At 71.0% G+C, this 25,912-nt stretch carries 27 protein-coding genes; 6 read left to right on the top strand and 21 right to left on the bottom strand.

What is annotated here, in order from left to right; translation table 11 throughout:
- Positions 1–9 precede the first annotated feature (9 nt).
- The 18 genes from ACZ61C_RS22065 to ACZ61C_RS21980 form a co-directional block, all read right to left on the bottom strand.
- Positions 10–432 (bottom strand): YbjN domain-containing protein, encoded by a 423-nt coding sequence (locus tag ACZ61C_RS22065; RefSeq protein WP_465309544.1) that lies wholly within the window; start codon positions 430–432, stop codon positions 10–12.
- Positions 429–1,241, bottom strand: coding sequence for an isoprenyl transferase (locus ACZ61C_RS22060; RefSeq protein ID WP_465309542.1), 813 nt, complete (start codon positions 1,239–1,241; stop codon positions 429–431). The genes ACZ61C_RS22065 and ACZ61C_RS22060 overlap by 4 nt, the downstream gene beginning before the upstream one ends.
- Positions 1,242–1,283: 42 nt before the next feature.
- Positions 1,284–2,045, bottom strand: a complete 762-nt coding sequence (gene recO, locus ACZ61C_RS22055) for a DNA repair protein RecO (RefSeq protein ID WP_465309540.1) — start codon at positions 2,043–2,045, stop codon at positions 1,284–1,286.
- Positions 2,046–2,094: 49 nt separating this feature from the next.
- Positions 2,095–2,565 (bottom strand): CD225/dispanin family protein, encoded by a 471-nt coding sequence (locus tag ACZ61C_RS22050; RefSeq protein ID WP_465309538.1) that lies wholly within the window; start codon positions 2,563–2,565, stop codon positions 2,095–2,097.
- A gap of 69 nt (positions 2,566–2,634) precedes the next feature.
- Positions 2,635–3,678: an RDD family protein gene (locus ACZ61C_RS22045; RefSeq protein ID WP_465309536.1), complete on the bottom strand. Its 1,044-nt coding sequence runs from the start codon at positions 3,676–3,678 to the stop codon at positions 2,635–2,637.
- Positions 3,679–3,872: 194 nt separating this feature from the next.
- Positions 3,873–4,346, bottom strand: coding sequence for a DUF2752 domain-containing protein (locus ACZ61C_RS22040; protein WP_465309534.1), 474 nt, complete (start codon positions 4,344–4,346; stop codon positions 3,873–3,875).
- Positions 4,343–4,696 (bottom strand): CD225/dispanin family protein, encoded by a 354-nt coding sequence (locus tag ACZ61C_RS22035; RefSeq protein ID WP_465309532.1) that lies wholly within the window; start codon positions 4,694–4,696, stop codon positions 4,343–4,345. The genes ACZ61C_RS22040 and ACZ61C_RS22035 overlap by 4 nt, the downstream gene beginning before the upstream one ends.
- Before the next feature lie 26 nt (positions 4,697–4,722).
- Positions 4,723–5,091 (bottom strand): CD225/dispanin family protein, encoded by a 369-nt coding sequence (locus tag ACZ61C_RS22030; RefSeq protein ID WP_465309530.1) that lies wholly within the window; start codon positions 5,089–5,091, stop codon positions 4,723–4,725.
- A 190-nt stretch (positions 5,092–5,281) separates the two neighbouring features.
- A complete protein-coding gene (era, locus tag ACZ61C_RS22025) occupies positions 5,282–6,178 on the bottom strand; it encodes a GTPase Era (protein WP_465309528.1) in 897 nt (298 codons plus the stop codon).
- Positions 6,175–6,513, bottom strand: coding sequence for a cytidine deaminase (locus ACZ61C_RS22020; protein ID WP_290060591.1), 339 nt, complete (start codon positions 6,511–6,513; stop codon positions 6,175–6,177). Before ACZ61C_RS22020 ends, era begins: the two co-directional genes overlap by 4 nt.
- A complete protein-coding gene (locus tag ACZ61C_RS22015) occupies positions 6,506–7,852 on the bottom strand; it encodes a hemolysin family protein (RefSeq protein WP_465309526.1) in 1,347 nt (448 codons plus the stop codon). The genes ACZ61C_RS22020 and ACZ61C_RS22015 overlap by 8 nt, the downstream gene beginning before the upstream one ends.
- A gap of 9 nt (positions 7,853–7,861) precedes the next feature.
- On the bottom strand, positions 7,862–8,434 hold the full coding sequence (gene ybeY / locus ACZ61C_RS22010; RefSeq protein ID WP_465309524.1) for an rRNA maturation RNase YbeY: 573 nt from the start codon (positions 8,432–8,434) through the stop codon (positions 7,862–7,864).
- Positions 8,431–9,507, bottom strand: a complete 1,077-nt coding sequence (locus ACZ61C_RS22005; protein WP_465309522.1) for a PhoH family protein — start codon at positions 9,505–9,507, stop codon at positions 8,431–8,433. Before ACZ61C_RS22005 ends, ybeY begins: the two co-directional genes overlap by 4 nt.
- A gap of 90 nt (positions 9,508–9,597) precedes the next feature.
- A complete protein-coding gene (locus ACZ61C_RS22000) occupies positions 9,598–9,957 on the bottom strand; it encodes a histidine triad nucleotide-binding protein (protein ID WP_465309520.1) in 360 nt (119 codons plus the stop codon).
- 435 nt (positions 9,958–10,392) lie between these two features.
- Positions 10,393–11,145 (bottom strand): 16S rRNA (uracil(1498)-N(3))-methyltransferase, encoded by a 753-nt coding sequence (locus tag ACZ61C_RS21995; protein ID WP_465309518.1) that lies wholly within the window; start codon positions 11,143–11,145, stop codon positions 10,393–10,395.
- 3 nt (positions 11,146–11,148) lie between these two features.
- A complete protein-coding gene (gene dnaJ / locus ACZ61C_RS21990; protein WP_465309516.1) occupies positions 11,149–12,318 on the bottom strand; it encodes a molecular chaperone DnaJ in 1,170 nt (389 codons plus the stop codon).
- A gap of 31 nt (positions 12,319–12,349) precedes the next feature.
- Complete coding sequence (hrcA, locus tag ACZ61C_RS21985) at positions 12,350–13,372, bottom strand: heat-inducible transcriptional repressor HrcA (RefSeq protein ID WP_465310203.1); 1,023 nt, start codon at positions 13,370–13,372, stop codon at positions 12,350–12,352.
- Between the two features lie 160 nt (positions 13,373–13,532).
- Entirely contained in the window at positions 13,533–15,029 is a 1,497-nt protein-coding gene (locus ACZ61C_RS21980; RefSeq protein ID WP_465309514.1) for a CoA-acylating methylmalonate-semialdehyde dehydrogenase, read from the bottom strand.
- Between the two features lie 134 nt (positions 15,030–15,163).
- Between ACZ61C_RS21980 and ACZ61C_RS21975 the strand changes: the two genes are divergently transcribed.
- A complete protein-coding gene (locus ACZ61C_RS21975; RefSeq protein ID WP_465309512.1) occupies positions 15,164–16,798 on the top strand; it encodes a PucR family transcriptional regulator in 1,635 nt (544 codons plus the stop codon).
- A gap of 58 nt (positions 16,799–16,856) precedes the next feature.
- On the top strand, positions 16,857–17,189 hold the full coding sequence (locus ACZ61C_RS21970; RefSeq protein ID WP_465310202.1) for an SSI family serine proteinase inhibitor: 333 nt from the start codon (positions 16,857–16,859) through the stop codon (positions 17,187–17,189).
- Positions 17,190–17,282: 93 nt separating this feature from the next.
- Here ACZ61C_RS21970 and ACZ61C_RS21965 read toward each other — a convergent pair whose 3' ends face one another.
- From ACZ61C_RS21965 to ACZ61C_RS21955, 3 genes are all read right to left on the bottom strand, one after another.
- Positions 17,283–18,689 carry a DUF4153 domain-containing protein gene (locus ACZ61C_RS21965; protein WP_465309510.1) on the bottom strand — a complete coding sequence of 469 codons (1,407 nt, stop codon included), beginning with the start codon at positions 18,687–18,689 and terminating at the stop codon, positions 17,283–17,285.
- A gap of 529 nt (positions 18,690–19,218) precedes the next feature.
- Entirely contained in the window at positions 19,219–20,205 is a 987-nt protein-coding gene (locus ACZ61C_RS21960) for a HAMP domain-containing sensor histidine kinase (RefSeq protein WP_465309508.1), read from the bottom strand.
- Between the two features lie 2 nt (positions 20,206–20,207).
- Entirely contained in the window at positions 20,208–20,894 is a 687-nt protein-coding gene (locus ACZ61C_RS21955) for a response regulator transcription factor (protein WP_465309506.1), read from the bottom strand.
- A 220-nt stretch (positions 20,895–21,114) separates the two neighbouring features.
- On the opposite strand from ACZ61C_RS21955, the gene ACZ61C_RS21950 reads away from it, so the two are divergent.
- From ACZ61C_RS21950 to ACZ61C_RS21935, 4 genes are read left to right on the top strand one after another with little or no spacing between them, the layout of a single operon-like run.
- Entirely contained in the window at positions 21,115–22,668 is a 1,554-nt protein-coding gene (locus tag ACZ61C_RS21950) for an NCS1 family nucleobase:cation symporter-1 (RefSeq protein WP_465309504.1), read from the top strand.
- 10 nt (positions 22,669–22,678) lie between these two features.
- Complete coding sequence (locus ACZ61C_RS21945) at positions 22,679–23,461, top strand: nitrilase-related carbon-nitrogen hydrolase (RefSeq protein ID WP_465310201.1); 783 nt, start codon at positions 22,679–22,681, stop codon at positions 23,459–23,461.
- A complete protein-coding gene (gene hydA / locus ACZ61C_RS21940; RefSeq protein ID WP_465309502.1) occupies positions 23,461–24,843 on the top strand; it encodes a dihydropyrimidinase in 1,383 nt (460 codons plus the stop codon). Before ACZ61C_RS21945 ends, hydA begins: the two co-directional genes overlap by 1 nt.
- Positions 24,844–24,852: 9 nt before the next feature.
- Positions 24,853–25,851, top strand: coding sequence for a TIGR03842 family LLM class F420-dependent oxidoreductase (locus ACZ61C_RS21935; protein WP_465309500.1), 999 nt, complete (start codon positions 24,853–24,855; stop codon positions 25,849–25,851).
- Positions 25,852–25,912 lie beyond the last annotated feature (61 nt).

Raw genomic sequence — 25,912 nt, 5'->3', positions numbered from 1 at the left:
CGAAAAAACCTACTCCGGGACGACGCCGGGCAGCTCGGTCCGCAGCTGCGAGGCCGTCGACACCACCAGCATCAGCAACGTCCCCAGCGCCGCCTCGTCCAGCCCGGCGGCCGGGAACGCGTACCGCAGGGTGACGTCGAGACCGTTGTCCGAATGCCCGACCCCGAGCGTGCCGAAGAGCCCCTGCCCCGCGCGCTCGGCGACCGCGACCGACAGGTCCGGGCGGTCCGCCAGGTCCCAGCCGACCACGCAGGTGAGCGAAAGGACAGTGAGCCCCTCACCGAGCCGGGTCGCCTGGATCACGCACGGGACGTCGCCGTGGGAGAACGTCAGCGCGCCGTCGTCGTCGACGTGCACCTCGAGGTACCGCTCGAGGGACTCCTTCGCCTGCGTCAGCAGCTCCGCGGTCTCGGCCGCTTCGGTCGCGCTCATGACGACGCCTGGTCGACGGCCGCGCCGAAGCGGCGGTCCCGCTTCGCGAACTCCAGGCAGGCCCGCCACAGGTGGGTCCGGTCGAAGTCCGGGAACAGCGTGTCCTGGTAGACCATCTCGGCGTAGGCCGACTGCCACAGCAGGAAGTTCGACGTCCGCTGCTCGCCCGAAGGCCGCAGGAACAGGTCCACGTCCGGCATCTCCGGCTGGTACAGGTACTTGCCGATGGTCTTCTCGGTGACCTTCGCGGGGTCCAAACGACCGTCCGCGACGTCGCGCGCGATCCGCTGCATCGCGTCGCCCAGCTCGGCGCGGCCGCCGTAGTTGACGCACATCGTCATGTTCAGCGCCGTGTTGTGCTTGGTCTTCTCCTCGGCCGCCTGCAGCTCCTTGATCACCGACGCCCACAGCTTCGGCCGGCGCCCGGCCCAGCGGATGCGCACGCCGATCGACCCGAGGTAGTCGACCTGACGGCGGATGGTGTCGCGGTTGAAGCCCATCAGGAACCGCACCTCTTCGGGGCTGCGCTTCCAGTTCTCCGTGGAGAAGGCGTACACCGAGAGCCACTTTACGCCGATTTCGACCGCACCCGCGGCGACGTCGATCATGACGGCTTCCCCGCGCTTGTGGCCTTCGATGCGCGGCAGGCCGCGCTGGTTGGCCCAGCGGCCGTTGCCGTCCATGACCAGCGCGACGTGCTTGGGTACCAGCTCACGCGGGATTTCCGGCGGTGTCGCGCCCGACGGGTGCGGATCCGGGGCCCGCAGCTCGTATCGCGACGCCTTGTTCTCGCGTCCCCTGCGCAGCACTGCGAGCCTCCCTGGATGGGGTGAATCCGATCAGGCTCGACACTACTGCCCGGGCACCACGGTCTCCCGGGCACGTCGCTCGACCAGCGGAAGGGACCGGAGCTGCCGCTCCAGATGCCACTGCAGGTGCGCCGCGACCAGGCCGCTCGCGTCCCGGCGGGTGCCGGGCAGGGTCGACTCGGCCATCGTCCACTCGCCGTGCAGCAGGGCGGTGAGCAGGTCCAGGACCTCGGGGGCCGGGTGCACCGACCCGGGCACGCGGCAGTCCTGGCACATCGAGCCGCCGGCGGCGACGCTGAACGCGACGTGCGGGCCGGGCAGGCCGCAGCGGGCGCACTCGGTGAGCGCGGGCGCCCAGCCGGCGTAGGACATCGCGCGGAGGAAGAACGCGTCGAGCACCAGGGACGCGTCACGCTCTCCCGCGGCGAGCGAGCGCAGCGCGCCGCAGACGAGGAGGTAGAGCTTGAGCACCGGCTCGCCCTCTTCGGCCGAGAGCCGGTCCGCGGTTTCGGCGATCGCGCTGGCCGCGGTGTAGCGCTGGTAGTCGGCGACCAGGGGCAGCGCGAAGGCGTCCACGGTCTCGACCTGGGTGATCACGTCGAGCGTGCGGCCGGTGTAGAACTGCACATCGACGTGGCCGAACGGCTCCAGCCGGGCCCCGAACCGCGACGACGTCCGCCGCACGCCCTTCGCCACGGCGCGGACCTTGCCGTGCCGCCGGGTCAGCAGGGTGACGATCCGGTCGGCCTCACCCAGCTTGTGCGTGCGCAACACCACCCCGGTGTCGCGGTAGAGGTTCACCACCCCGACATCGTCCCACCTGTGGGCGATGCCGGGGTGGACCGACCCGGGTTCAGCAGTAGTAGCCCGAGCAGTAGCTGACGGCGGTCGCGGCCGCGACGATCCAGATGATGATCACGGTGACGCAGCTGAGGCCGCCGACGATGGTGGCGATGAGGCAGAGCGTGCGGGTCGTCTTCGACGCCTGCTCCGCCATCATGTAGTTGCCCTGCATCTTGTACGTCTGGACCTCGTTGGACTTCATGATCGCGAAGATCGCGAGGATCCAGAAGAGGAAGATGCAGCCGATCGCCCAGCCCTTGTAGTCCTTGATCTGGTTGATGTCGCCGCCGCCGGGCATGCCGTACCCCGGGGCGCCGAAGCCGCCGGTGGGCGGCTGGCCGTACGGGGCGGGCTGGCCGTAGGGTGCGGGCTGACCGTACGGCGCCGCCGGCATGCCGCCGGACGGCGTGCCGTAACCGGGCTGCTGCGGCTGCTGCGGCTGCTGGCCATAGGGCTGCTGCTGGCCGTAGGGATTGGTCATGAACTTGTACCCCAACTACTCGTGAACTTCCGCCGGGTGGCTCCGGCGGTGCTGCGCGGAAAAGGTCGGTCAGTGGTGCGGCGGCTGGTCCTTCGGCGGCTGCCCGAACTGGCCCGGGTCGATCTTGCGGGTCGCCTCGGCCTCGTCGTGGGCTTCGGGCCGCAGCATCTGGGTCCGTTCGGCCTGCTCGTCGAACGGCGACGCGCCCCCGGCGGAGTCGGGGCGCAGCATCTGGGTGCGCTCGGCCTGCTCGTCGAACGGGGACCCGCCCGGCGGCGGCGCGAGCGGCTGGCCCGGCTGCTGGCCGAACCCGCCCGGCTGCGGCGTCTGCGGGAACCCGCCGGAAGCGGGCTGCTGCGGGAAACCACCCGAGGGCGGCGGCTGCGCGAACCCGCCCGAAGGCGGCTGCGGCTGGCCGAACCCACCGGACTGCGGCTGCTGCTGCGGGAAACCGCCCGAGGGCGGCTGGCCGAACTGGGGCTGTCCCGCCGGCGGGTAACCACCGGCGAACCCGCCGGGCTGCGCGAACGGGTTCGGCGCCGCCGACTCGTCGGCCTGGATCACGACGGTGCCGACGATCTTGTCCGACAGCGTCTGGGACTTGTCGTCCCAGAGCGGCCACAGCCAGCCGATGTAACAAAGGAAGTTGTCGACGAAGTGCGCGAGGTCGCGCAGGAACGCCATGCCGGCGCCGATCGGCTGCCCGTTGTCCTCGCGGACGAGCTTGATCTTGGCGACCCGCTTGCCCATGGACTGGCCGGTGTTGCCCGCCTGGATCCAGCGGTTGTACACCGTCCAAGCGATCCAGGCGACGAACCCGAGGATCGCCAGGATCTGGAAGATGAAGTTGCCCCGGGTGAGCAGGGCGATGATGCCCAGCACCAGGTACAGCCCCACGATGGGGCCGAAGTCGACGAGCCAGCCCAGCGCGCGCTGGCCCCAGCTCGCGTAGTTCCGCGGCGCGCCGAAGGGAATGCCCGGCTGCCCGAACGGCTCCGGTTGCCCGTACGGCTGCCCGTACGGCGGCGGCGCCTGGCCCGGCTGCGGCTGTCCGAACGGCTGCTGGCCACCGGGTTGCTGCCCGAAGGACTGCTGACCGTAGGGATCGGTCATCGCGGTATTCCCCCTCGTTGGTCACTCTCCCGTGCGGAGCCTCGCACGGGTCCGGCCCGGTGGTGCGGTGCGGACCGTCCGCGGGAGCGTACTCGCTCCGGTGACGGCCGCGCCTCCCAGGCTTCAGCTGTCCGGGTGACCCCGTCACGCCGTCCGACGCGCCGGGTCCGGACCCGGTTCCCCTCCGCTGTCGTTCAGACGCGCAAGCCGCTGAACGGGGCGAACGGCAGGTTGCGGATCACGAACCAGACGACGAACACGACCGAAAACGCCAGGGGCGTCCAGCGCCAGTGCAGCCAGCTGGCGACCGCGCGGCCGCGCAGCCTGCCGACCGTCCACGCCGCCATGCTCCAGACGAACAGGAGCACGACGACGAACGACACCGCGTTGTAGTGCACGGCCGCGGGGATGTTCCCGTGCATCAGGCTGTACGCCATCCGCAGGCCGCCGCAGCCCGGGCAGTCGATCCCGAACAGCGCCTTGGTCGGGCAGACCGGCAGGAAGCCGCCCGGCGTCGTCGGGTCGCCGGCCCAGACCACGGCGCAGCACACGCCGAGCCCGGCCACGACGGCCAGCGGCGCGCTCACCGCGCGCAGCTTGGCCCTGGCTCCCCGCGCCGGGTGCCCGGTGTAGACGGGGTGTCCGGTGTGGACGGTCGTCGTGGTCACGGCGTGTACCGGTCCGCGGAGACGCCGATCACGACCATCACCACGATGAAGGCGATGTAGAGCAGCAGGAGGATCCCGGTGGTGATGGCCGACCACATCGCCCACTTGCGGGCGTCGTCGGCGGCCTTCTGCGCCTCGGCGTGGAAGCCCTGGAACCAGAGTGAGCTGACCTGGCTCGACTTCACGATCGAGACGACACCGAGGGGCAGGCAGCACAGCACGGTGCTCAGGATCGCCCACACCATGTTGTTGTCCGGCGGTGGCCCGTAGTTCGGCGGCGGATAGCCGTAGCCGTAGCCGGGTGGCGGCCCGCCCGGGGGCGGGTACGGCGGCGGGTACTGGTCGGTCACCGGGTTCCTCCTGCTGTTCGGCTACGTCAGTATGACGACGACGTCGTGCCGAAGGTGAAGACACCGGCGATCGAGAGGATGACGACCAGCACGATCCACGCGACACCCACGACCGCCGAGATGATCGCCCACTTCTTGGCGGAGTCGGAGGCTTCCTGCGCGGCGGCGGTCTGGCCCTGCGCCCACAGCCCGTTCACCTTCGCGGCCTGCACGATCGACACGACGCCGAACGGGAGGCAGCAGAAGAGGGTGGTGAGGATGGCCCAGACGAGGTTGTTGCTCGGGGGCGGGCCCGGCTGGTAGCCACCCGGCTGCCCACCGGGGTAGTTCGGCTGGCCGCCGGGCTGGTTCGGCTGGTCGCCGGGGTAGTTGGGCATGCCCTGGCTGTCGGTCATGGTCGGTTGTTCCCCTTCGTCTTGCTCCGTGGACGACCACCGGTTCCGCGGGCCGCCCCGACCGGCCGCGGTGTGGTCGAAGCCGCGACTGTAGGGGGCGCCGCGGTCGCGCGTGCGGTGATTCCTCCCGCCGCGACCGAATCGAGACCAGGAATTCCGCTGATCATCCCCCGTGCGGGGAATGGCCGGGTCAGAAGCCCAGTCGGCGTAACTGACGGGGGTCGCGCTGCCACTCCTTGGCGACCTTGATGTGCAGGTCGAGGTAGACCTTCGAGCCGAGCAGCGCCTCGATGTTCTTGCGCGCGGTGGCGCCGACCTCGCGCAGCCGCTCGCCCTTGTGCCCGAGGATGATGCCCTTCTGGCTGGGGCGCTCGACGTAGAGGAACGCGTGCACGTCGATGAGGTCGTCCCGGCCTTCGCGCGGCAGCATCTCCTCGACGGTGACGGCGATCGAGTGCGGCAGCTCGTCGCGGACGCCTTCCAGCGCCGCTTCGCGGATCAGCTCGGCGACCAGCGTCTGCTCGGGTTCGTCGGTGAGCTCGCCACCCGGGTAGAGCTGCGGGCCCTCGGGCAGCTTGCCGACCAGCAGGTCCGCGAGCGCGCCCACCTGGAAACCGTCCACTGCGGACACCGGGATCAGCTCGGCGAACTCCATGACGTTCTGCAGCGCCAGGAGCTGTTCGGCGACCTGCTGGGGCTGGACGAGGTCGGTCTTGGTGACGATGCCGATGACCGGCGTCCGCTTCGCGATCTTCTGCAGCTCCGCGGCGATGAACTTGTCACCGGGGCCGATCTTTTCGTTGGCCGGCACGCAGAAGCCGACAACGTCCACTTCGGACCACGTCGTGTGCACGATGTCGTTGAGCCGCTCGCCCAGCAGCGTGCGCGGGCGGTGCAGGCCGGGGGTGTCGATGAGGACGAGCTGGGCGTCCTCCCGGTGCACGATGCCGCGGATCGCGTGGCGGGTGGTCTGGGGCTTGCTGGAGGTGATCGCGACCTTGGTGCCGACGAGGGCGTTGGTCAGCGTCGACTTGCCCGCGTTGGGGCGGCCGACGAAGCAGGCGAAGCCGGAGCGGTGTTCGGTCATCGCTCGAGCACCTCGAGCACTGTGCCGTCCGGGGCGGCGAGGATGATCGGCGCGTACTTCGCGATGTCGCGCACGGCGTGCACGGACGCGCCCTTGAGCAGTCCTTCTTCGCTGACGACGGCGGCCGCTTCGATGCCTTCGGCGCCGCTGGAGAGCGCGGCGGCGACCGCGGCCTGGAGCGCGGTGAGCTTGAACGACGGCTGGTCGACCGTGCCCGCGGCGTAGGTCCGGCCGTCGGTGTCGCGGACCGCGGCGCCTTCGGGGGCCTGGATGCGGGCGCGCGAGGACCGGGCGAGGGTGACCAGCTTCTGGTCCTCCGCCTCGAGGTCAGGCATGTTCGACGCTCCTGTCGCGTTCGTCGGGGTGGGGCAGGCGCGTCCGGCGCCGGGTGGTGCGGTCGGCCGGGTCGGTCATCGCTTCGGCGTCGGCCGGGTGCACGACCACCGAGGTGATCCGCATGCGGCCGCGCCGGTCCTTGCCGCCTTCGGCGAAGAGCCGGAGGCCGGCGACCTCGGCTTCGGCCCCCGGTAGCGGGACCCTACCCAGTCGCTCCGCGAGCAGCCCGCCCACGGTCTCCACGTCGTGGTCTTCGAGGTCGATGCCGAACAGCTCGCCCAGGTCGTCGACGCCCATCCGGGACGACACGCGCACGGCGCCGTCGTCGAGCTCCTCGACCTCGGGGCGCTCGTCGCCGTCGGACTCGTCGGTGATCTCGCCGACGATCTCCTCGATGACGTCTTCGATGGTGAGCAGGCCGGCGGTGCCGCCGTACTCGTCGACGGCGATCGCCATGTGGTTGTGCGAGCGCTGCATCTCCTTGAGCAGCTCGTCGAGCCGCTTGGAGTCGGGGACGAAGCCGGCTTCGTTCATCAGCGTGTCGACGACGGTGCTCGGGCCGTCCGGGTCCATGTACGCGGCCATGAGGTCCTTGATGTTGACGACGCCGACGATGTCGTCGACCGACTCGTCGATCACCGGGACCCGGGTGAAGCCGGTGCGCAGCGCCAGCGCGAGGGCCTGCCGGACGGTCTTGGTGCGCTCGATCCAGACGATCTCGGTGCGCGGCACCATGACCTCGCGCGCGATGGTGTCGCCGAGCTCGAACACCGAGTGGATCATCTCGCGCTCGGAGTCCTCCACGACGCCGCGTTCCTGCGCCATGTCGACGAGCTCGCGCAGCTCGACCTCGGAGGTGAACGGGCCTTCGCGGAACCCCTGGCCGGGCGTGATGGCGTTACCGATGAGGATCAGCAGCCGGGACAGCGGCCCGAGGACCGAACCGAGGACGCGGACCGGCCCGGCGACGTACCGGCCGATGCGGTAGGGGTGCTGGCGGCCGAGGGTGCGCGGGCCGACGCCGATGAGGACGTAGCTGACGACGACCATGACGACCGCCGCGACGAGCACGGCCACGCCGAGCGGGCGGAGCCGGGTGCCGACGAACACGGTGACGAGCACGGTGGCCGTGAGCTCGCAGCCGAGGCGCAGCAGGAGCAACAGGTTGATGTGCCGGCGGCGTTCGGCGACGACGGCGGCGAGGTGGCGGGCGCCGGGCAGCCCGAGCCGGGCGAGGCCTTCGGCCCGGGCCTGCGACACGGTGCTGACGGCGGCGTCGGCCGCCGCGAACACGCCCGCGAGGAGCACGAGCGCGATCGCGAAGAGGAGCTGGACCATGGCTGGCGCCTAGGGCGTTTCCCCGGTGGGTGGCTCCCCGGCCGGCGCGACGCCCGCGTCGAGCCCGGCGATGCCGAGCACGCGGTCGTCGGTGTTGCGCTGGGCGTCCCGCTTCTCCAGCGCGGAGACGGCGTCCTGGTACTCGCCGAGGATGCGCTTCTGGAGGGCGAACATCTCGCGTTCCTCGGCGGGTTCGGCGTGGTCGTAGCCGAGGAGGTGCAGGCAGCCGTGCACGGTGAGCAGGTGCAGCTCGTCGATCAGCCGGTGCCCCGCCGTCTTGGCCTGGTCCTTCGCGAACGCCGGGCAGAGCACGATGTCCCCGAGCAGCGCCGGTGACGCGTCGGGCGCGTCCGGGCGGCGGGAGGAGTCGAGCTCGTCCATCGGGAAGGCCATGACGTCGGTGGGCCCGGGCAGGTCCATCCAGCGTTCGTGCAGGTCTTCCATGACGTCGAGGGTGACGAGCAGGATGGACAGCTCGGCGAGCGGGCTGACCTCCATCTTGTCGAGGGCGTAGCGGGCCGCCGAGACGATGGACGTCTCGTCGACGTCGACGCCGGACTCGTTGGCGATCTCGATGCTCACCGCCGGTTGCCCTTCCAGCCGTTGCCCTGCTGCTGGTCCTGGGCGTCCTGCACGGCCTGCCACTTCTCGTAGGCGTCGACGATGTCGCCGACGAGCTTGTGCCGGACGACGTCCTGGCTGGTCAGTTCGGAGAAGTGGAGCCCTTCGACGCCGCCGAGGATGTCGCGCACCACGCGGAGGCCGCTGCGCTGCCCGTTGGGGAGGTCGACCTGGGTGACGTCACCGGTGACGACGATCTTGGAGCCCTGGCCGAGGCGGGTGAGGAACATCTTCATCTGCTCGGGCGTGGTGTTCTGGGCCTCGTCGAGGATGATGAAGGCGTCATTGAGCGTCCTACCACGCATGTAGGCCAGCGGCGCGATCTCGATGGTGCCGGCCTGCATGAGGCGCGGGATCGACTCGGGCTCGACCATGTCGTGCAGCGCGTCGTAGAGCGGCCGCAGGTAGGGGTCGATCTTCTCGTTGAGCGTGCCGGGCAGGTAGCCGAGGCGCTCGCCGGCTTCGACGGCCGGGCGGGTCAGGATGATGCGGGTGACCTGCTTGGCCTGGAGGGCCTGGACGGCCTTGGCCATGGCGAGGTAGGTCTTGCCGGTGCCGGCCGGGCCGATGCCGAAGACGACGGTGTGCTTGTCGATGGCGTCGACGTAGCGCTTCTGGTTGAGCGTCTTGGGCCGGATGGTCTTGCCGCGGCGGGAGACGATGTTGAGGCTGAGGACCTCGGCCGGCGAGGCGTCGCCGGTGCTCAGCATCCCGATGGTGCGGCGGACGGTGTCCGGGCCGACCTGCTGCCCGCCGGTGGCGAGGGTGACGAGGTCGGCGAAGACGCGTTCGGCGAAGGCGACGTCGGCGGGGGTGCCGGTCAGGGTGACCTCGTTGCCGCGCACGTGCACGTCGGCGGCGAGGAGCTCCTCGGCGACACGCAGGTTCTCGTCGCGGGAGCCGAGCAGGCTGAGGGCGGCGGCGTCGGGGATCGGGAACCGGGACTGTGCTGCCTGGGCGGCGCTGTCGTCGGTCTTGGGGACGTCTCCGGGGACGTCGGGTCGGGCGGCTCCACCCGGTGCGGTTCCGGCCACGTGGCCTCGGCCCTGCTTTCTCGGTGAGGGACTACGGACCCCTCCGATGCTACTGGCACCCCCCGACAAGACGCAGGCCGGTTTCCCGACTCACCCCTCGTGAGCTCCGAAGAAGCCGAGCGGCTCCCCACCCAGCACGTGGGCGTGCACATGGAAGACGGTCTGCCCGGCATCGGAGTCGGTGTTGAAGACCACCCGGTACCCACTGGAGACGATGCCCTCGATCTCGGCAACCTTGCGAGCGGTGGCAACAACATCACTCAGCAAGCCGGGATCAGCGGCAGCAAGCTCCCCGAGGTTCCGATATCGCGTCTTGGGCACAACGAGCACATGCACCTTCGCCTGAGGCCGAATATCCCGAAACGCAAAGGTGGAAGCATCCTGATACACAACATCAGCAGGAATCTCACCAGCAATGATCCGCTCAAAGAGGGTCTCATCCTCACTCATGCCAAGAACCCTACCGACCCCGGCACGCAAGGCGGCCGAAGGCCGCGAGCACGCAACCACACGCTGCGAGAAGGCCGAAGGCCGCCGAGCAAAGCAAGGCGCCTTTTGAACAGAGAAAAGACAAAACCCGCGGGGGTCCGGGGCTAGCCCCGGCTGGGGGTCTGGGGGTTTGACCCCCAGAAGACACGACGAACGCGAAGGCGTACCGAACGAGCGAAGCGAGGAAGGAACGCCGCGGAGCGGTAGATCCTGGGGGTCGATCTACCGCATCCGCGGCTCCGCCGGACCGAGGGGGGAGGTGCCCGGCGGGGTCTGCGTCTTCCCAGTGGCGCGCCTAAACGGTGCGTGGCGCGTTAGTAAACGAGAGTAACGGGTCGGAGTGTGATCGCGCCATAACTGGGCGCAAAATGTGGCCTCTTTTTTGTGGTGATCTTTTCAGTGCCAGCGGGTGGTGAGGGCGCCGAGCGCGCCGAGGGCGACGGCCGCGGCGGTGGAGGTGCGCAGGACCGTCGTGCCGAGGCGGACGGCTCGGGCGCCGGCTTCGCGCAGGGTGTGGAGCTCTTCGTCGGTGATGCCGCCTTCGGGGCCGACGACGAGCAGGAGGTCGCCGGTGTCGGGGAGCTCGAGGTCGGCCAGCCGGTCCTCGATGTCGGATTCGAGGACGATGACCAGGGACATCGTCGTGGCGAGGCCGGCGAGCTCGCGGGTGCCGACGGGTTCGGTGACGTCGGGGACGTGGGCGCGGCGGGCTTGTTTCGCGGCGGCGCGGGCGGTGGCGCGCCAGCGGGCGAGGGCCTTGTCGCCGCGGCCGCCGTCGTCCCATTTGGTAACACTGCGGGCGGCGCGCCAGGGCACGATGGCGTCGACGCCGGCTTCGGTGGCGAGCTCGACCGCCAGCTCGCCGCGGTCACCTTTGGCGAGGGCCTGGGCGACGACGACGCGCAGGGCCGGGGGTTCCTCGGTCCAGCTCTCCTCGACCGTGAGGCTCAGCCGGGCGTCTCGGCCCGGCTGGACGGCGTCGACGACGCAACGGGCCATCGTGCCGGCGCCGTCGGAGAGGACGAGCCGCTCCCCCGCGCGCAGGCGCCGGACGGTCGCCGCGTGCCGGGCTTCCTCGCCGTCGAGGACCGTGCTCCCCGAGGCGGGCACGGAGGCGGCGAGGAAGACCGGCAGGGTGGTGTCGGGCACGGGTCAGCGGTGGTTCTTGGCGCGCAGCTTGGAGAACAGGCCGCCGTGCTTGCTGCCGTTGGACGCCAGCGTGGGCACTTCCTCGCCGCGCTGCTGGGCGAGCTCGACCAGCAGGTCGCGCTGGGCTTCGTCGAGCTTGGTCGGGACGACGACGTCGATGTGGACGTGCAGGTCGCCGCGGCCGTCGACGCGGCCGGAGGACCGCAGCCGGGGCATGCCCTTGCCGGTGAGGACGAGCTCGGCGTTGGGCTGGGTGCCCGGTTCGACGTCGAGCTCGTAGTCGCCGTCGACCAGCGTCGCGATCGGCACGGTGGCGCCGAGCGCCGCGGTGGTCATCGGGATGCGGAAGTTGCAGTGCAGGTCGTGGCCCTGGCGGACGAAGACCTCGTGCGGGGTCTCGTCGATCTCGACGTACAGGTCGCCGGCCGGGCCGCCGCCGGGGCCGACCTCGCCCTGGCCGGACAGCCGGATGCGCATGCCGTCGCCGACGCCCGGCGGGATCTTCGCGGTGACGTTGCGGCGGGCGCGGATGCGGCCGTCGCCGCCGCACTGGCGGCAGGGGTCGGGGATGACCTCGCCGAAGCCGCGGCAGACCGGGCAGGGCCGCGCGGTGACGACCTGGCCCAGGAAGGACCGCTGCACGGACTGGACCTCGCCGGCGCCGCCGCAGGTGTCGCACGTCTTGACGCCGGTGCCCTCGGTGGTGCCGGCGCCGCGGCAGAGGTCGCAGACGATCGCCGTGTCGACGGCGATCTCCTTGTCGACCCCGGTGGCGCACTCCTCGAGGGAGAGGCCGAGCCGGATGAGGGCGTCGGAGCCGGGCTGGACGCGGCTGCGCGGACCGCGCCCGCGGCCGCCGCCACCGCCGCCCGCGGCGCCGAAGAACGCGTCCATGATGTCGCCGAGGCCGCCGAACCCGGCGAACGGGTCGCCGCCTCCCCCGCCGCGCGCGCCGCCGTCCATCGGGTCGCCGCCGAGGTCGACGATCTTGCGCTTCTGCGGGTCGGACAGCACCTCGTAGGCCGTCGTGACCTCGCCGAACCGGTGCTGGGCGTCTTCCGACGGGTTGACGTCGGGGTGCAGCTCCCTGGCCAGCTTCCGGTACGCGCGCTTGATGTCCTGGTCGCTCGCGTTCTTCGCCACCCCGAGGATGCCGTAGTAGTCCCTCGCCACCGTCTCTGCTTCTCCTTCTGCTCTGCCCGGCTCAGCGGCCGTGCAGGATCTGCCCCACGTAGTTGGCGACCGCGCGCACCGCGGCGATCGTGCCGGGGTAGTCCATCCGGGTCGGGCCGACCACCCCCATGCCGCCGAGCACCATGTCCTGGCCGTACCCGATGGACACGACCGAGGTGCTGCGCATCTGCTCGTCTTCATTTTCCTCACCGATGCGGACCGTGATCGCACCGGGGTTGCGCGCGGCGGCCAGGAGCTTCAGCACGACGACCTGTTCCTCGAGGGCTTCGAGGACCTGGCGCAGTGATCCCGGGAAGTCGGCGACGTTGCGCGTGAGGTTCGCGGTGCCGCCCAGGACCAGGCGTTCTTCGGGGTGTTCGGCCAGTGACTCGACGAGGACCGTGGTGACGCGGATGAGCGCGTCGCGCAGCCCGCCGGGCGCCTGGTCGGGCAGCTCGGCGACGCGCGCCGCCGCTTCGTTGAGCCGCCGGCCGGACATGGCCGTGTTGAGCACGGACCGCAGCCGGGCGACGTCGTCTTCGGTGACGACGTCGCCGAGGTCGACCGTGCGCTGGTCGACCCGGCCGTTGTCGGCGATCAGCACCAGCATCAGCCGCGCCGGGGTGAGCGGCACCACCTCGAGGTGGCGCACCTTGGCGTTGGTCAGCATCGGGTACTGGACGACGGCGACCTGCCGGGTCAGCTGCGCGAGCAGCCGCACCGAGCGGCGGAGGACGTCGTCGAGGTCGGTGCCGCTGTCGAGGAAGGTGGTGATGGCCCGGCGCTCGGCGGCGCTCAGGGGCTTGATCTCGGAGAGCCGGTCGACGAAGAGCCGGTAGCCCTTGTCGGTCGGCACCCGGCCGGCGCTGGTGTGCGGCTGGGTGATGTAGCCCTCTTCTTCGAGGGTGGCCATGTCGTTGCGCACGGTGGCGCTCGAAACGCCCAGGTTGTGCCGCTCGACGATCGCCTTGGACCCGACCGGCTCCTGGTTGGAGACGTAGTCGGCCACGATCGCGCGCAGCACGTCGAAGCGGCGTTCGTCCGCGTTGGCCACCGGTTCCTCACCCACTTCGCTCGCTGCTCATCCCGAGTTTACGGAAACCTGAGCGAGAGGTGCTCAACGCGGGCGGCTCAGCGCGGCACGGCCCCGGAGAGCGCGTCGAACCCGGCGCCGGCAGCAAGGGTCAGGCCAGAACGCTCGGCGCAGGTCGTCCTCAGGAGTTGCGCGGGAAGCCCAGGTTCACCCCGGCGTGCGAGTGGTCCGGCCAGCGCGAGGTCACGACCTTCGTCCGCGTGAAGAAGTGGAACCCCTCCGGCCCGTACGCGTGGCTGTCGCCGAACAGCGAGTCCTTCCAGCCGCCGAACGAGTAGTAGCCGACCGGGACCGGGATGGGCACGTTGACGCCCACCATGCCGACCTCGACCTCGTTCTGGAACCGCCGCGCCGCCGCGCCGTCGCCGGTGAAGATCGCCGTGCCGTTGCCGTACGGGTTCGCGTTGATCAGCGCCAGCGCGTCGTCGTAGGACGCCGTGCGCGCGACCGCCAGCACCGGGCCGAAGATCTCGTCGGTGTAGATCGACATCTCCGGGCGGACGTGGTCGAACAGCGTCGGGCCGAGCCAGAAGCCGTCCGACGAACCGGGCACCTCGACGCCCCGGCCGTCGACCACGAGCGACGCGCCCGCCTCGACCCCGGCGTCCACATAGGACTCGACGCGCCGGTGGTGCGCGGCGGTCACCAGCGGTCCCATCTCCGACGACGGGTCACGGCCGTCGCCGACCTTCAGCCGGGAGATCCGCTCGGCGATCTTCGCGACCAGCTCGTCGCCGACCGGGTCGACGGCCACGACCACCGACACCGCCATGCAGCGCTCGCCCGCCGAGCCGAAGCCGGCCGACACCGCGGCGTCGGCGGCCAGGTCGAGGTCGGCGTCCGGCAGCACGACCATGTGGTTCTTCGCGCCGCCGAGGGCCTGCACGCGCTTGCCGTTGCGGGTGCCGGTTTCGTAGACGTAGCGCGCGATCGGCGTCGACCCGACGAACGAGATCGCCTTGACGTCCGGGTGCTCCAGCAGCCCGTCGACGGCGACCTTGTCGCCGTGCAGCACGTTGAGCACGCCCGCGGGCAGGCCGGCTTCGGCGAACAGCTCCGCGAGGAACACCGCCGCCGACGGGTCCTTTTCACTCGGCTTGAGCACGACGGTGTTTCCGCAGGCCAGCGCGTTGGGGACGAACCACAGCGGCACCATGGCCGGGAAGTTGAACGGCGAGATCACCCCGACCACGCCGAGCGGCTGGGCGATCGAGTAGACGTCGACGCCGGTCGAGGCGTTCTCGCTGAAACCGCCCTTCAACAGCTGCGCGGCGCCGCACGCGAACTCGACGTTCTCGATCGCGCGCGCGATCTCGCCCGCCGCGTCCGACTCGACCTTGCCGTGCTCGCTCGTGACGATCTTGGCCAGCTCGTGCTTGCGGGCGGAGAGCAGCTCGCGGAAGGCGAACAGCACCCGCGTCCGCCCGGCGAGCGACGTCCCGCGCCAGCCCGGCAGCGCGGCCGCCGCGGCGGCGACGGCCTCGTCGACCTCCGCCTGCCCGGCGAAGTCGACCTGGCCCCGGACCTCACCGGTGGCGGGGTCGAACACTTCGCCGGAGCGCTCGGTCGGCCCCGCGAACAGCTTGCCGTCGATCCAGTGGGTGATGCGGTCGGTCACGACGGTGCGCTCCTTCGGTCGGGGACGTCTCCTGCGAGTGTCCGGGCGCGCGCCACGCGGACGCCATCGACAACGTGTACGGACTCCGCGTCCCGGCCGTACAGTCTGTCCCTGCCGATCATTCGCGAGGAGCCATGTACCCGACCGTCGCCGAGGTGCTCGCGCTGCCGGTGCTGCGCCAGGGGCGCCCGCACGTGGTCGCCGGGGTCGCCGGCCTGGACGCGCCGGTGCGCTGGGCGCACGTCGCCGAGATCGCCGACATCGCGCACCTGCTGCGCGGCGGCGAGCTGGTGCTGACGACCGGCGTCGCGCTGCCCGACGACGGCCCGTCGCTGGCCCGGTACGTCGCCGACCTGGCCGGGGTCGGCGCGGCCGGCCTGGTGATCGAGCTGGTCCGGCACTGGAGCGACAAGCTGCCCGCCGCCCTGGTCGAGGCGGCCGAGGAACACGGCCTGCCGCTGGTCACGCTCTCGCGCGAGACGCGGTACGTGAGCGTCACCGAGGCGGTGAACGGCCAGATCGTCGACGCCCAGGTCGCCGAGCTGCGCGCCGCCGAGCGGGTGCACGAGACGTTCACCGCGCTGACGGTCGCGGGCGCCGAACCCGGCGTCGTGCTGGCCGAGGTCGCCCGGCTGACCGAGCAGCCGGTGGTGCTGGAGACGCTGGCGCACGAGGTGCTCGCCTACGACGCGGCGGGCGCCGACCCGGCCGAGCTGCTGGCCGGCTGGCCGGGCCGTTCGCGCGTGGTCCAGGTCGGCGAGCGGACCGGCTACCACCCCGGGTCGGGCTGGCTGGTCACCGTGGTCGGCGCGCGCGGGCACGACTGGGGACGGCTGGTCGTCGTCTGCGCGGACCCGCCACCACACCGCCACCGGGTGGTCGCCGAGCGGGCCGCGTCCGCGCTGGCCGTGCACCGGCTGGTCGCCAAGGAGACCGACGGGCTCGAACGGCAGGCCCACCGCGCGGTGCTCGCCGAGCTGCTGACCTCGCCGGCGCCGTCGGCGGAGCTGCTGGCGCGCGCCTCGGCGCTGGCCGTGCCGCTCACCGGGCGGCAGCTGGTCGGGCTGGCGGTGCGGCCACGCCTGGCCGGCAACCGTCCCGCGCTTTCCACGCCGCCGGTGCTGCGCGAGCTGGCCGAGGCGACAGTGCTCGCGGCGCGCCGCGCGAAGGTGTCGGCGCTGGTGGCGACCGACGACCTCGGCGTCCGGGCGCTGCTCGCGCTGTCCCCGGAGGCGAACGCCGACACCGTGCTGCACCGGCTCGCCACCGACGTCCACGAGGCCCGCGGCAGCGCGCCGGGCGTGCTGGCGGTCGGCACGACGGTGCTGACGCCGGCCGAAGCGGGCCGCACGCTGCTGGAAGCCGGGCAGGTCGCGGCCGCGGCCCTGGGGTCGGGCGAGGAGCGGGTGGTGCACCGGCTCTCCGACGTCCGGCTGCGGGGCCTGCTGCACCTGCTGGCGGGCGACGAGCGGGTCACGGCGTTCGCGGTGCGGGAGCTCGGGCCGCTGCTGCAGCGCGACGCGGCTTCGGGCAGCCGGCTGGTGCAGGCGTTGCGGCACTATTGCGCGCAAGGTGGCAACAAGTCCGCGGCGGCCGTCGCGGTGCACACCTCACGGACGGCGTACTACCAGCAGCTCGCCCGGATCGAGCAGGTCCTCGGCGTCCGGCTGGAGGACCCGGAGTCGATGCTCTCGCTGTACGTCGCGCTGCTGGCCCTCGACATCACCCGGCCGAGCGAAGAAGACTCACCCGGACGGGGAGCACAGTGATCGGGTCCGGGCTGCCGATGGAACCGATATGGCCCTCCTCCCCCTTGCTGCCTGCCTGATGAGCCTGAGCTGCCTCGCGCCCGCGCAGCCGCCGGCGTCGACGCTGCAGCTCAGCAGCCACGACACCGCCAACCGGATCGGCTCGGTGGTGCTGACCTGCGACCCGACCGGCGGCACGCACCCGAAGCGCGACAACGCGTGCGCGGTCCTCTCCGGCGCCGGCGGCGACTTCACGAAGATCACGCCGCGGCACCAGGCGTGCACGCTGATCTACGCCCCGGTCGACGTCACGGTGGTCGGTTCCTGGCGCGGCAAGCCGGTTTCGTTCCGCGCCACGTTCCCGAACCGCTGCGTCGCCAACCGCGATTCGGACGACGTCTTCGCGTTCTGAATGCCGGGGGCGCGGAAGCCGCCGGGCCGCCCCCACGACGACCCGGTGACTTCCGCGCACCGTTGTTCATTACGCAACGGACCCCGGTTCGGTTCAGGTGCACCGGCCGAGCGGGACGTCCCGCGCCGAGGCGCGGCTCAGGTTCCAGGCGGGCCAGCCGTCCGGCGTGTCGCCGTCGAGGACCTGCCGCAGCACGCACGTCCGCAGCGGTTCCGGCAGCCGCGCCGACACCACCGGGACGACGTCGGCGGAGAAGCCCGCGAGGTAGTCGTGGTCCAGGGGCTCGCCGGCGGCGGCGCGGTCGAGGTTCTCGTTCGCGATGAGCCGTTCGGGATCGAGGACGGCCAGCGTCAGCAGCGCCGCGGCCGCGGTGCCGATCGCGGCGCGGGGCAGCCAGGTCGAGCGCAGCTTGACCAGCGACGCGCACACCAGCACGAACACAGCGCCGAACCAGAGCTCGCAGACCTCGACGAGCAGCCGGAGCACGGTGAAGCCGTAGGCCTGCTGGTAGGTCCACATGCGACTCAACGCCGACCCGACGAGCACCAGGCTCAGCGCACTGAGCGCCCCCAGCAGGACGCGCTGGCGGAGCCGGTCGCCCCTGGTCGTGTCCGGCGCCCAGCGCAGGGCCGCGGTGACGATGGCGAGCGTCAGGACGGTGACGGCGCACAGCTGCCAGAAGCCGCTGCGGGCGTACTCGGCCGCGGTCAGGTTGCTGGTGCGCAGGACGTATTCGGTGCCGCCGAAGAGCACGACCAGCCGGACGCCGACGAAGACGCTGAAGAGCAGGACGAGAACAGTGAGCGGGACCGTCCATTCCAGACCGTGTTTTGTCCTTCGTGGACGGTCGCGGGGAGACCTTTGCGGTGGCGCGGCGAGGAAGTAACAAGCGCCGGAGACCAGTAGTGCGACAGCGGCGAACACGAGGCACCAGCGCACGAGGGTCGCGAGGCTCAGGTCGGGGATCATGGCGTTGACGATGGCGGCGAAGGCGGCGTCGGCGCTGGCCAGCAGCGGGACAAAAACGGCCACGATCGCGGCGGTCGCCAGCACGGCCAGAGCGATCCGGCGCGCGACGCCGTCCCGGCGGGCGGTGAACCGCCCGACCCCGCGCCCGGCCCATGGGATCGCGCGGAGAGCTTCGACGGGCACGGCGAACATGTCGTAGAGGAAGGTGTTGACAGTCCGCTTCCCAACCACGGCAAGGGATCCGGTGACGGCGGCGGCGAGGACGCAGAGGACGAAGAGCCACCCGGAAGCGCGGACTGCGCCCATGCCGAGGAGGGCGAGGGTGAGGAGCGCCCAGCCGGCGCTCGCCCAGGTGAAGGGTTGAGCGGCGCTTTGGTCCCTTGACCGCCGATCGGCGACAAAAACGGCTGCTGTGACGGCGATCCCGGACAGAAGCCAGCCGATCCCGGGCCGATCGACGGGGAGAACGAGGGCGGCGGCTACTCCGGCGAGCCCGGCAGCGGGAAGGACGGCGGGAGGAAGAGGAACCACGACCGACTTCGGCGGCGGGAGGGGCCGGAGGAGAAGAGGAGGCGCGGCTACGGCGACCCCGCCCGCCGGCGCTCCGGCGAAAACCCCATCAGGACGCAGAGGTCCGCCGGACGGCTTGCCATCCGCCACGCCGACCGAGGCGCCACCGACCGCCGAGCCTTCCCTACCACCGGCGCGCCCACCAACCGAGGCACCACCGCCACCGCCCGCGCCCGCGCCCGGCGAGCCTTCCCTACCACCGGCGACCCCACCGCCCGAGGCGTCACCGCCCGCCGAGCCTCCCCCGCCCGCCGAGCCTCCCCCACCATCGGCGCGCCCACCAACCGAGACACCAGCCTCCCCTCCCGCCACATCGACCGCGCCTGCCGCGGCTCCCGGCCGCCGTTTCCCCCGCGGCACGCCCGACTCCCCGGGCTCACCAAACCTGCTCTTCGGCATCTCGCCTGCTCTCTCGTCAGCATTTCCCGCACACATGTTCGCTTTTGCAAATAACCGCAGCGTGTCAACCGGCCACCCGAACCGAAGAGCGCTAAACCGTCGGAAGACTGACCCGGATCCGGCACCCCGGCGCCGAATCCACGACCCCGATGGTCCCGCCGTGCAGATCCACGGCCCACCGGGCGATCGCCAGCCCCAGCCCCGTCCCGCCCCCGGTCGGACGCTCACCGCGCGTGAAGCGCTCGAACACCCGGACCCGGTCGGCCGGGGCGATGCCCGGGCCCTCGTCGCACACCTCGATGCGCACCTCGCCCGGGCGCACCTCCGCCGTCACGCGGACCGAGCCGCCCGCCGGGCCGTGGCGGGCCGCGTTCTCCAGGAGGTTCGCCACCACCTGGAACAGCCGGCCGCGGTCCGCGAACACCGTCGCGTCCGGCGGGGACACCGACACCTCGAAGCTCACCCCGCGCACCAACGCGGCCTCGGACACCGCCTCCGACAGCAGCTCCGCCACCGGGAACGTCGTCTTGTGCAGCGGGATCGCCCCCGCGTCCAGGCGCGACAGGTCCAGCAGCTCGTCCACCAACGTCGCCAGGCGCTCGGTCTGCTGCAACGCCGTCTTCAGCGTCGCCGGGTCCGGGTCCTCGACGCCGTCGACGAGGTTCTCGAGCACTCCGCTCAACGCTGTGATCGGTGTGCGCAGCTCGTGGGACACGTTCGCCACCAGCTCACGGCGCTGCCGGTCCGCGTCGCCGAGGTCGCCTGCCATCTGGTTGAACGCGCGGGCCAGCGTCCCCACCTCGTCGCGGGTGGTCGCGCGGATGCGCCGCGTGTAGTCGCCCTTGGCCATCGCGCGCGCCGCCGCCGTCATCTCGCGCAGCGGCCGGGTCATGCCGTGGGCCAGGACCTGCGACAACACCAGGGCCAGCACCATCGCCGTGAGCGTGGTCCGCGGTGGCAGCCAGCCGATCTGCCAGTTGAAGAACGCGAACGCGACGCCGCCCGAGGCGACCATCAGGATCGCCAGCTTCAGCTTGATCGACCGGATCCGGTCCAGCGGCCGCGGAACGAGGTTCACGATCACGCCTCCAACGCGTAGCCGACGCCGTGCACCGTGCGGATGAGGTCGGCGCCGAGCTTCCGCCGCAGCGCCTTGATGTGGCTGTCCACCGCCCGCGTCCCCGCGGAGGTGCCGTGGACGTCCCAGTCCCACACCTCCGACAGCAGCCGTTCCCGCGGCTGCACGACCCGCGGCCGCCGCGCGAAGTGCACCAGCAGGTCGAACTCGATCGGGGTCAGCTGTGCCGCCACCCCCGCCCGCGCGACGCGCCGCTGGTCGACGTCGATCTCGAGGTCGCCGAGCACGATCCGGGCGCCGTGCCCGGACGAAGACCGCTCGACGCGCCGCAGCAGCGCGTGCACCCGCGCCGTGAGCACCCGCATCGAGAACGGCTTCGTGAGGTAGTCGTCGGCGCCGACCCCCAGCCCGACCAGCATGTCCGTCTCGTCGGCCCGCGCGGTCAGCATGAGCACGGGCACCGGCCGCCGCCCCTGGATCCGGCGGCAGACCTCCAGGCCGTCGAACCCCGGGAGCATCACGTCCAGCACGACGAGGTCCGGCTCCGCGGCCGCTTCCGCCTCGACCGCGGCCGGCCCGTCGTGGGCGACGTCCACGGTGAACCCTTCGGCCCGCAGCCGGGCCGTGATCGACGCGGCGATCGTGACGTCGTCCTCGACGACCAGCACCCGTCTTGCTCCCGGTTCCATGGTCACGACCTTAAGCACCCCCGGTGGAGACGGTTCGCGTGAAGTGTGGAGATCCTGTGGAGACGTTTCACCCGCTTTGCCGGTTCGTGACGAGCGGATGTGTGACGCAGGTCATGCACTCCGACGGCCGTTCGCGCAATCGACAGACTGCACTCCTGATCAGGGAAGAGTGAACAGTCTGCCGTTGCCCCGGCGATGACCAGGCGCGCAGGATGCCGCAATGGCGCCGACACCCGCAGACCAGCGCGTGCACGACGACGGCCGGGTCGAGCTCGACCCCGCCGACGCCGGGTCTCTCGAAGGCAGCCGGTTCTTCAACGAAGAGCTGGCCCCCGTCCCCGTCGCAAAGCGGACCTGGACCACCTACAACTACTTCGCGCTCTGGATGGGGATGGCCCACAACATCCCCAGCTACGCCCTGGCCGCGTCGCTGATCGCGCTCGGCATGAACTGGGTGCAGGCGCTCATCACGATCACGATCGGCAACCTGGTCGTGCTCGCGCCGATGCTGCTCAACAGCCACGCGGGCACGAAGTACGGCATCCCGTTCCCGGTGTTCGCCCGCGCGTTCTACGGCCTGCGCGGCGCCAACCTCGCCGCGCTGCTGCGCGCGTTCATCGCGTGCGGCTGGTTCGGCATCCAGACCTGGGTCGGCGGCGAGGCCATCTACGTCATCCTCGGGCGCCTGCTCGGCTCGTGGTGGCGGGACGCGCCGGAGGTCGCCGGGCAGCACTGGACGCTGTGGCTGTCGTTCGTGGTCTTCTGGATCGGCCAGATGCTGATCATCTGGCGCGGCATGGAGGCGGTCCGCCGGTTCGAGAACTGGACGGCGCCGCTGGTGTCCGTCGGCTTCCTGATCATGCTCGGGTACGTGCTGGTCAAGGCGGGCGGGCTCGGCCCGATCCTGTCCGACGGCGGCAAGCTCGGCTGGGGCCCGGACTTCTGGAAGGTGTTCGCGCCGTCGCTGATGGCGATGATCGCGTTCTGGTCGACGCTCTCGCTCAACATGCCGGACTTCACGCGCTTCGGCGGCAGCCAGCGCAAGCAGGTCCGCGGCCAGATCCTCGGCCTGCCGACGACGATGACGTTCATCGCGATCGTCGCCATCCTGACCACGTCGGGCGGGCACGTGCTCTACGGCGAGGACATCTGGGACCCGGCGCAGCTGGCCGACAAGTTCGCCAGCCCGGTCGTGGTGGTCGTCGCGCTGGTCGCGCTGGTGCTCGCCACGATCTCGGCGAACCTGGCGGCCAACGTCGTGAGCCCGTCCTACGACTTCTCGAACGCCTTCCCGAAGAAGATCACCTTCGCGGTCGGCGGCGGCATCACCGGGGTCATCGGCATCCTGATCCAGCCGTGGCGCCTCTACTCCGACCCGAACATCTACATCTTCGCCTGGCTCGGCTTCTACGGCGGCCTGCTCGGCGCGGTCGCCGGCGTGCTCGTCGCGGGCTACTGGGTGATCGCCCGCACCCAGCTCAAGCTGAAGGACCTCTACACACCCGATGGGGTGTATTGGTTCTCCGGCGGCTGGAACTGGCGCGCGCTGGTCGCGACGCTGGTGGGAGCCGTCCTCGCGGTCGGCGGCGCGTACGGCGGGCCGTTCCCCGACGGCGGGCTGATCCCGTTCCTCAAGCCGCTTTACGACTACAACTGGGTGGTCGGCTTCGTCGGCGCGCTCGTCGTCTTCGCCGCCCTGTCGCGTTCCACGACCAAGGAGGTAGCCAGTGACCACGGTCCGAGCCGGATTGATCCAGCAGCGGTGGACGGGTGACAAGGAGTCCATGATCAAGGCGGCGGTCGACCACATCGCCACCGCCGCCTCGCAGGGCGCCCAGGTCGTCTGCCTGCAGGAGCTGTTCTACGGCCCCTACTTCTGCCAGGTTCAGGACACCGAGTTCTACTCCTACACCGAGGGCATCCCGGACGGGCCGACGACCCAGCTCATGCAGGAGGTCGCCGAGCGCCACGGCGTGGTGCTGGTCGTGCCGATGTACGAGGTCGAGCAGCCCGGCGTCTACTACAACACCGCCGCGGTGATCGACGCCGACGGGACGTACCTGGGCAAGCACCGCAAGAATCACATCCCGCAGGTCAAGGGCTTCTGGGAGAAGTTCTACTTCCGGCCCGGCAACCTCGGCTACCCGGTGTTCGACACCGCCGTGGGCCGCATCGGCGTCTACATCTGCTACGAGCGGCACTTCCCCGAGGGCTGGCGTGCGCTGGGCCTGGCCGGGGCGAAGATCGTGTTCAACCCGTCGGCGACCAGCCGCGGGCTGTCGCAGTACCTCTGGCGGCTGGAGCAGCCGGCGGCCGCGGTGGCGAACGAGTACTTCGTCGGCGCGATCAACCGCGTCGGCGTGGAACCGCTGGGCGACAACGACTTCTACGGCCAGACGTACTTCGCCGACCCGCGCGGGCAGCTGATCGGCGACGCCGCGTCCGACACCGACGACGAGGTGGTCATCCGCGACCTCGACATGACGCTCCTCGACGAGGTCCGGGACCTGTGGGCGTTCTACCGAGACCGCCGGCCGGACACCTACGGCCCCCTCACGGAGGCCTGATGACCACGCTCATCACGGGCGGCCAGGTCGTGTCGCCGTCCGGCGCGCTCCTGGCGGACGTCCTCGTCGACGGCGAAACCATCGCCGCCGTCGGGGCGCCCGGGACGCTGGCCGGCGACGAGACGATCGACGCCACCGGGAAATACGTGCTGCCCGGCGGCATCGACGCGCACACGCACATGGAGATGCCCTTCGGCGGCACGCATTCGGTCGACACGTTCTCGACCGGCACCACGGCGGCCGCGTGGGGCGGGACGACCACGATCATCGACTTCGCCGTGCAGGCCAAGGGCACGTCGCTGCTGTCCACTTTGGACAAGTGGCACACGAAGGCCGACGGCAACTGCGCGATCGACTACGGCTTCCACATGATCGTATCCGACGTCAACGACCAGTCGTTGAAGGAGATGGAAGCCTGTGTCGACGGCGGGGTCGGCAGCTTCAAGATGTTCATGGCGTACCCGGGGGTGTTCTACTCCACGGACGGGGAAATCCTGCTCGCGATGCAGAAAGCGCGGGAAATCGGCGCTACGATCATGATGCACGCGGAGAACGGCATCGCGATCGACCAGCTGGCGGCGCAGGCGTTCGAAGCGGGCAACATCGATCCTGTGCAGCACGGCCTCACCCGGCCCCCGGAACTGGAAGGAGAAGCGACGTCGCGGGCGATCCAGCTCGCGAAGGTGACCGGCTCGCCGTTGTACATCGTGCATCTGTCGGCGTCGCAAGCGCTGGCGGCGGTGGCGGAAGCGCGCAACGACGGCCAGAACGTCTTCGCCGAGACGTGCCCGCAGTACCTCTACCTGTCCATTGAGGACCTGGCGAAGCCCGACTTCGAAGGCGCGAAGTACGTTGCTTCGCCGCCGCTGCGGGAGAAGTCGCACCAGGCCGACCTGTGGCGCGGGCTGCGGACCAACGACCTGTCCGTGGTGTCGACGGACCACTGCCCGTTCTGCTTCAAGGACCAGAAGGAGCTGGGCCGGGGCGACTTCCGGGCGATCCCGAACGGGATGCCGGGGGTCGAGCACCGGATGGACCTGCTGCACCAGGGTGTCGTCGCCGGTGAGCTGACGCTCGGGCGCTGGGTCGAGACGTGCTCGGCGACGCCGGCGCGGATGTTCGGGCTGTACCCGCGCAAGGGTGTCATCGCGGCGGGTTCGGACGCGGACATCGTCGTCTACGACCCGTCGGCGAAGCAGACCCTGTCGGCCGAGACGCACCACATGAACGTGGACTACTCGGCGTACGAAGGGTTCGAGCTGACCGGCCGGGTGCACACGGTGCTGTCGCGGGGGCGCGTGATCGTGTCGCCGGACGGGTTCACCGGGTCGACGTCGCACGGGAAGTTCCTGTCCCGCTCGCTGAACCAGTACCTGAATTAGGAGCGGGCCATGGACTTCGGGATCGCGCTGCAGACCGACCCGCCCGCGCGGGACGTCGTGCGGCTGATGAAGGACGCCGAGGCCGCCGGGTTCCGCTACGGCTGGACCTTCGACTCCTGCGTGCTGTGGCAGGAGCCGTTCGTCATCTACTCGGCGATCCTGGCCGCGACGTCGTCGCTGGTCGTGGGGCCGATGGTGACCAGCCCGGGCACGCGGGACTGGTCGGTGATGGCGTCGACGTTCGCGACGCTCAACGACATGTACGGCAACCGGACGGTCTGCGGCATCGGCCGCGGCGACTCGGCGCACCGGGTCGTCGGGAAGCCACCGTCCACCTTGGCCACCGTGCGCGACTGCATGCAGGTCGTGAAGGACCTCGCCGAAGGCCGCGCGGTGACGATGAACGAGAAGACCGTGCAGATCCCGTGGATCCGCAACGGCCGGCTCGAGATGTGGATGGCCGGGTACGGGCCGAAGGCGCTGAAGACGGTCGGCGAGCACGCCGACGGCTTCATCCTCCAGTGTGCGGACCCGGCGATCGCCCGCTGGACGATCGGCGCGGTCCGCGACGCCGCGCGGGCCGCGGGCCGCGACCCGGGCGGGATCACGATCTGCGTCGCGGCCCCGGCGTACGTCGGCGAAGACCTGCCGCACCAGCGGGAACAGCTGCGCTGGTTCGGCGGGATGGTCGGCAACCACGTCGCGGACCTGGTCGCGCGCTACGGCTCTTCCGGTGCGGTGCCGAAGGAGCTGACGGACTACATCCGTGAGCGGGAAGGCTACGACTACAGCCACCACGGCAAGGCGGGCAACCCGTCGACGGAGTTCGTCCCGGACGAGATCGTCGACCGGTTCTGCCTGCTCGGCCCGCCGTCGGCGCACATCGCCCGGCTGCAGGAGCTGGCCGAGCTGGGCGTGGACCAGTTCTCGCTGTACCTGATGCACGACGACCGCGAGGCCACCCTGGCGTCGTACGGGTCGCAGATCATCCCGAAGCTGACCGCGTAGGGCTCGCCCTACCCCGGTTCCGGGGGTGCGCACCAGCGCGCCCCCGGTCCCGGCGGCGGGA

The organism is Amycolatopsis sp. NPDC104587, assembly GCF_055583645.1.
Note: the sequence above shows the minus strand (reverse complement) of the source record. Positions and strands in the feature narration are given on the sequence as shown.

Bases quoted from the DNA above. Each gene is read 5' to 3' on its own strand.
- ACZ61C_RS22030 (WP_465309530.1), bottom strand. From the start codon at position 5,091: ATGACCGACAGCCAGGGCATGCCCAACTACCCCGGCGACCAGCCGAAC.
- ACZ61C_RS21935 (WP_465309500.1), top strand. From the start codon at position 24,853: ATGGACTTCGGGATCGCGCTGCAGACCGACCCGCCCGCGCGGGACGTC.
- ACZ61C_RS21955 (WP_465309506.1), bottom strand. From the start codon at position 20,894: ATGGAACCGGGAGCAAGACGGGTGCTGGTCGTCGAGGACGACGTCACG.
- ACZ61C_RS21945 (WP_465310201.1), top strand. From the start codon at position 22,679: ATGATCAAGGCGGCGGTCGACCACATCGCCACCGCCGCCTCGCAGGGC.
- ACZ61C_RS21970 (WP_465310202.1), top strand. From the start codon at position 16,857: ATGAGCCTGAGCTGCCTCGCGCCCGCGCAGCCGCCGGCGTCGACGCTG.
- ACZ61C_RS21950 (WP_465309504.1), top strand. From the start codon at position 21,115: ATGGCGCCGACACCCGCAGACCAGCGCGTGCACGACGACGGCCGGGTC.
- era (WP_465309528.1), bottom strand. From the start codon at position 6,178: ATGACCGAACACCGCTCCGGCTTCGCCTGCTTCGTCGGCCGCCCCAAC.
- hydA (WP_465309502.1), top strand. From the start codon at position 23,461: ATGACCACGCTCATCACGGGCGGCCAGGTCGTGTCGCCGTCCGGCGCG.
- ACZ61C_RS21975 (WP_465309512.1), top strand. From the start codon at position 15,164: ATGTACCCGACCGTCGCCGAGGTGCTCGCGCTGCCGGTGCTGCGCCAG.
- ACZ61C_RS22045 (WP_465309536.1), bottom strand. From the start codon at position 3,678: ATGACCGATCCCTACGGTCAGCAGTCCTTCGGGCAGCAACCCGGTGGC.
- ACZ61C_RS22065 (WP_465309544.1), bottom strand. From the start codon at position 432: ATGAGCGCGACCGAAGCGGCCGAGACCGCGGAGCTGCTGACGCAGGCG.
- ACZ61C_RS22015 (WP_465309526.1), bottom strand. From the start codon at position 7,852: ATGGTCCAGCTCCTCTTCGCGATCGCGCTCGTGCTCCTCGCGGGCGTG.
- ACZ61C_RS22000 (WP_465309520.1), bottom strand. From the start codon at position 9,957: ATGAGTGAGGATGAGACCCTCTTTGAGCGGATCATTGCTGGTGAGATT.
- ACZ61C_RS22020 (WP_290060591.1), bottom strand. From the start codon at position 6,513: ATGCCTGACCTCGAGGCGGAGGACCAGAAGCTGGTCACCCTCGCCCGG.
- ACZ61C_RS22050 (WP_465309538.1), bottom strand. From the start codon at position 2,565: ATGACCAATCCCTACGGCCAGCAGCAGCCCTATGGCCAGCAGCCGCAG.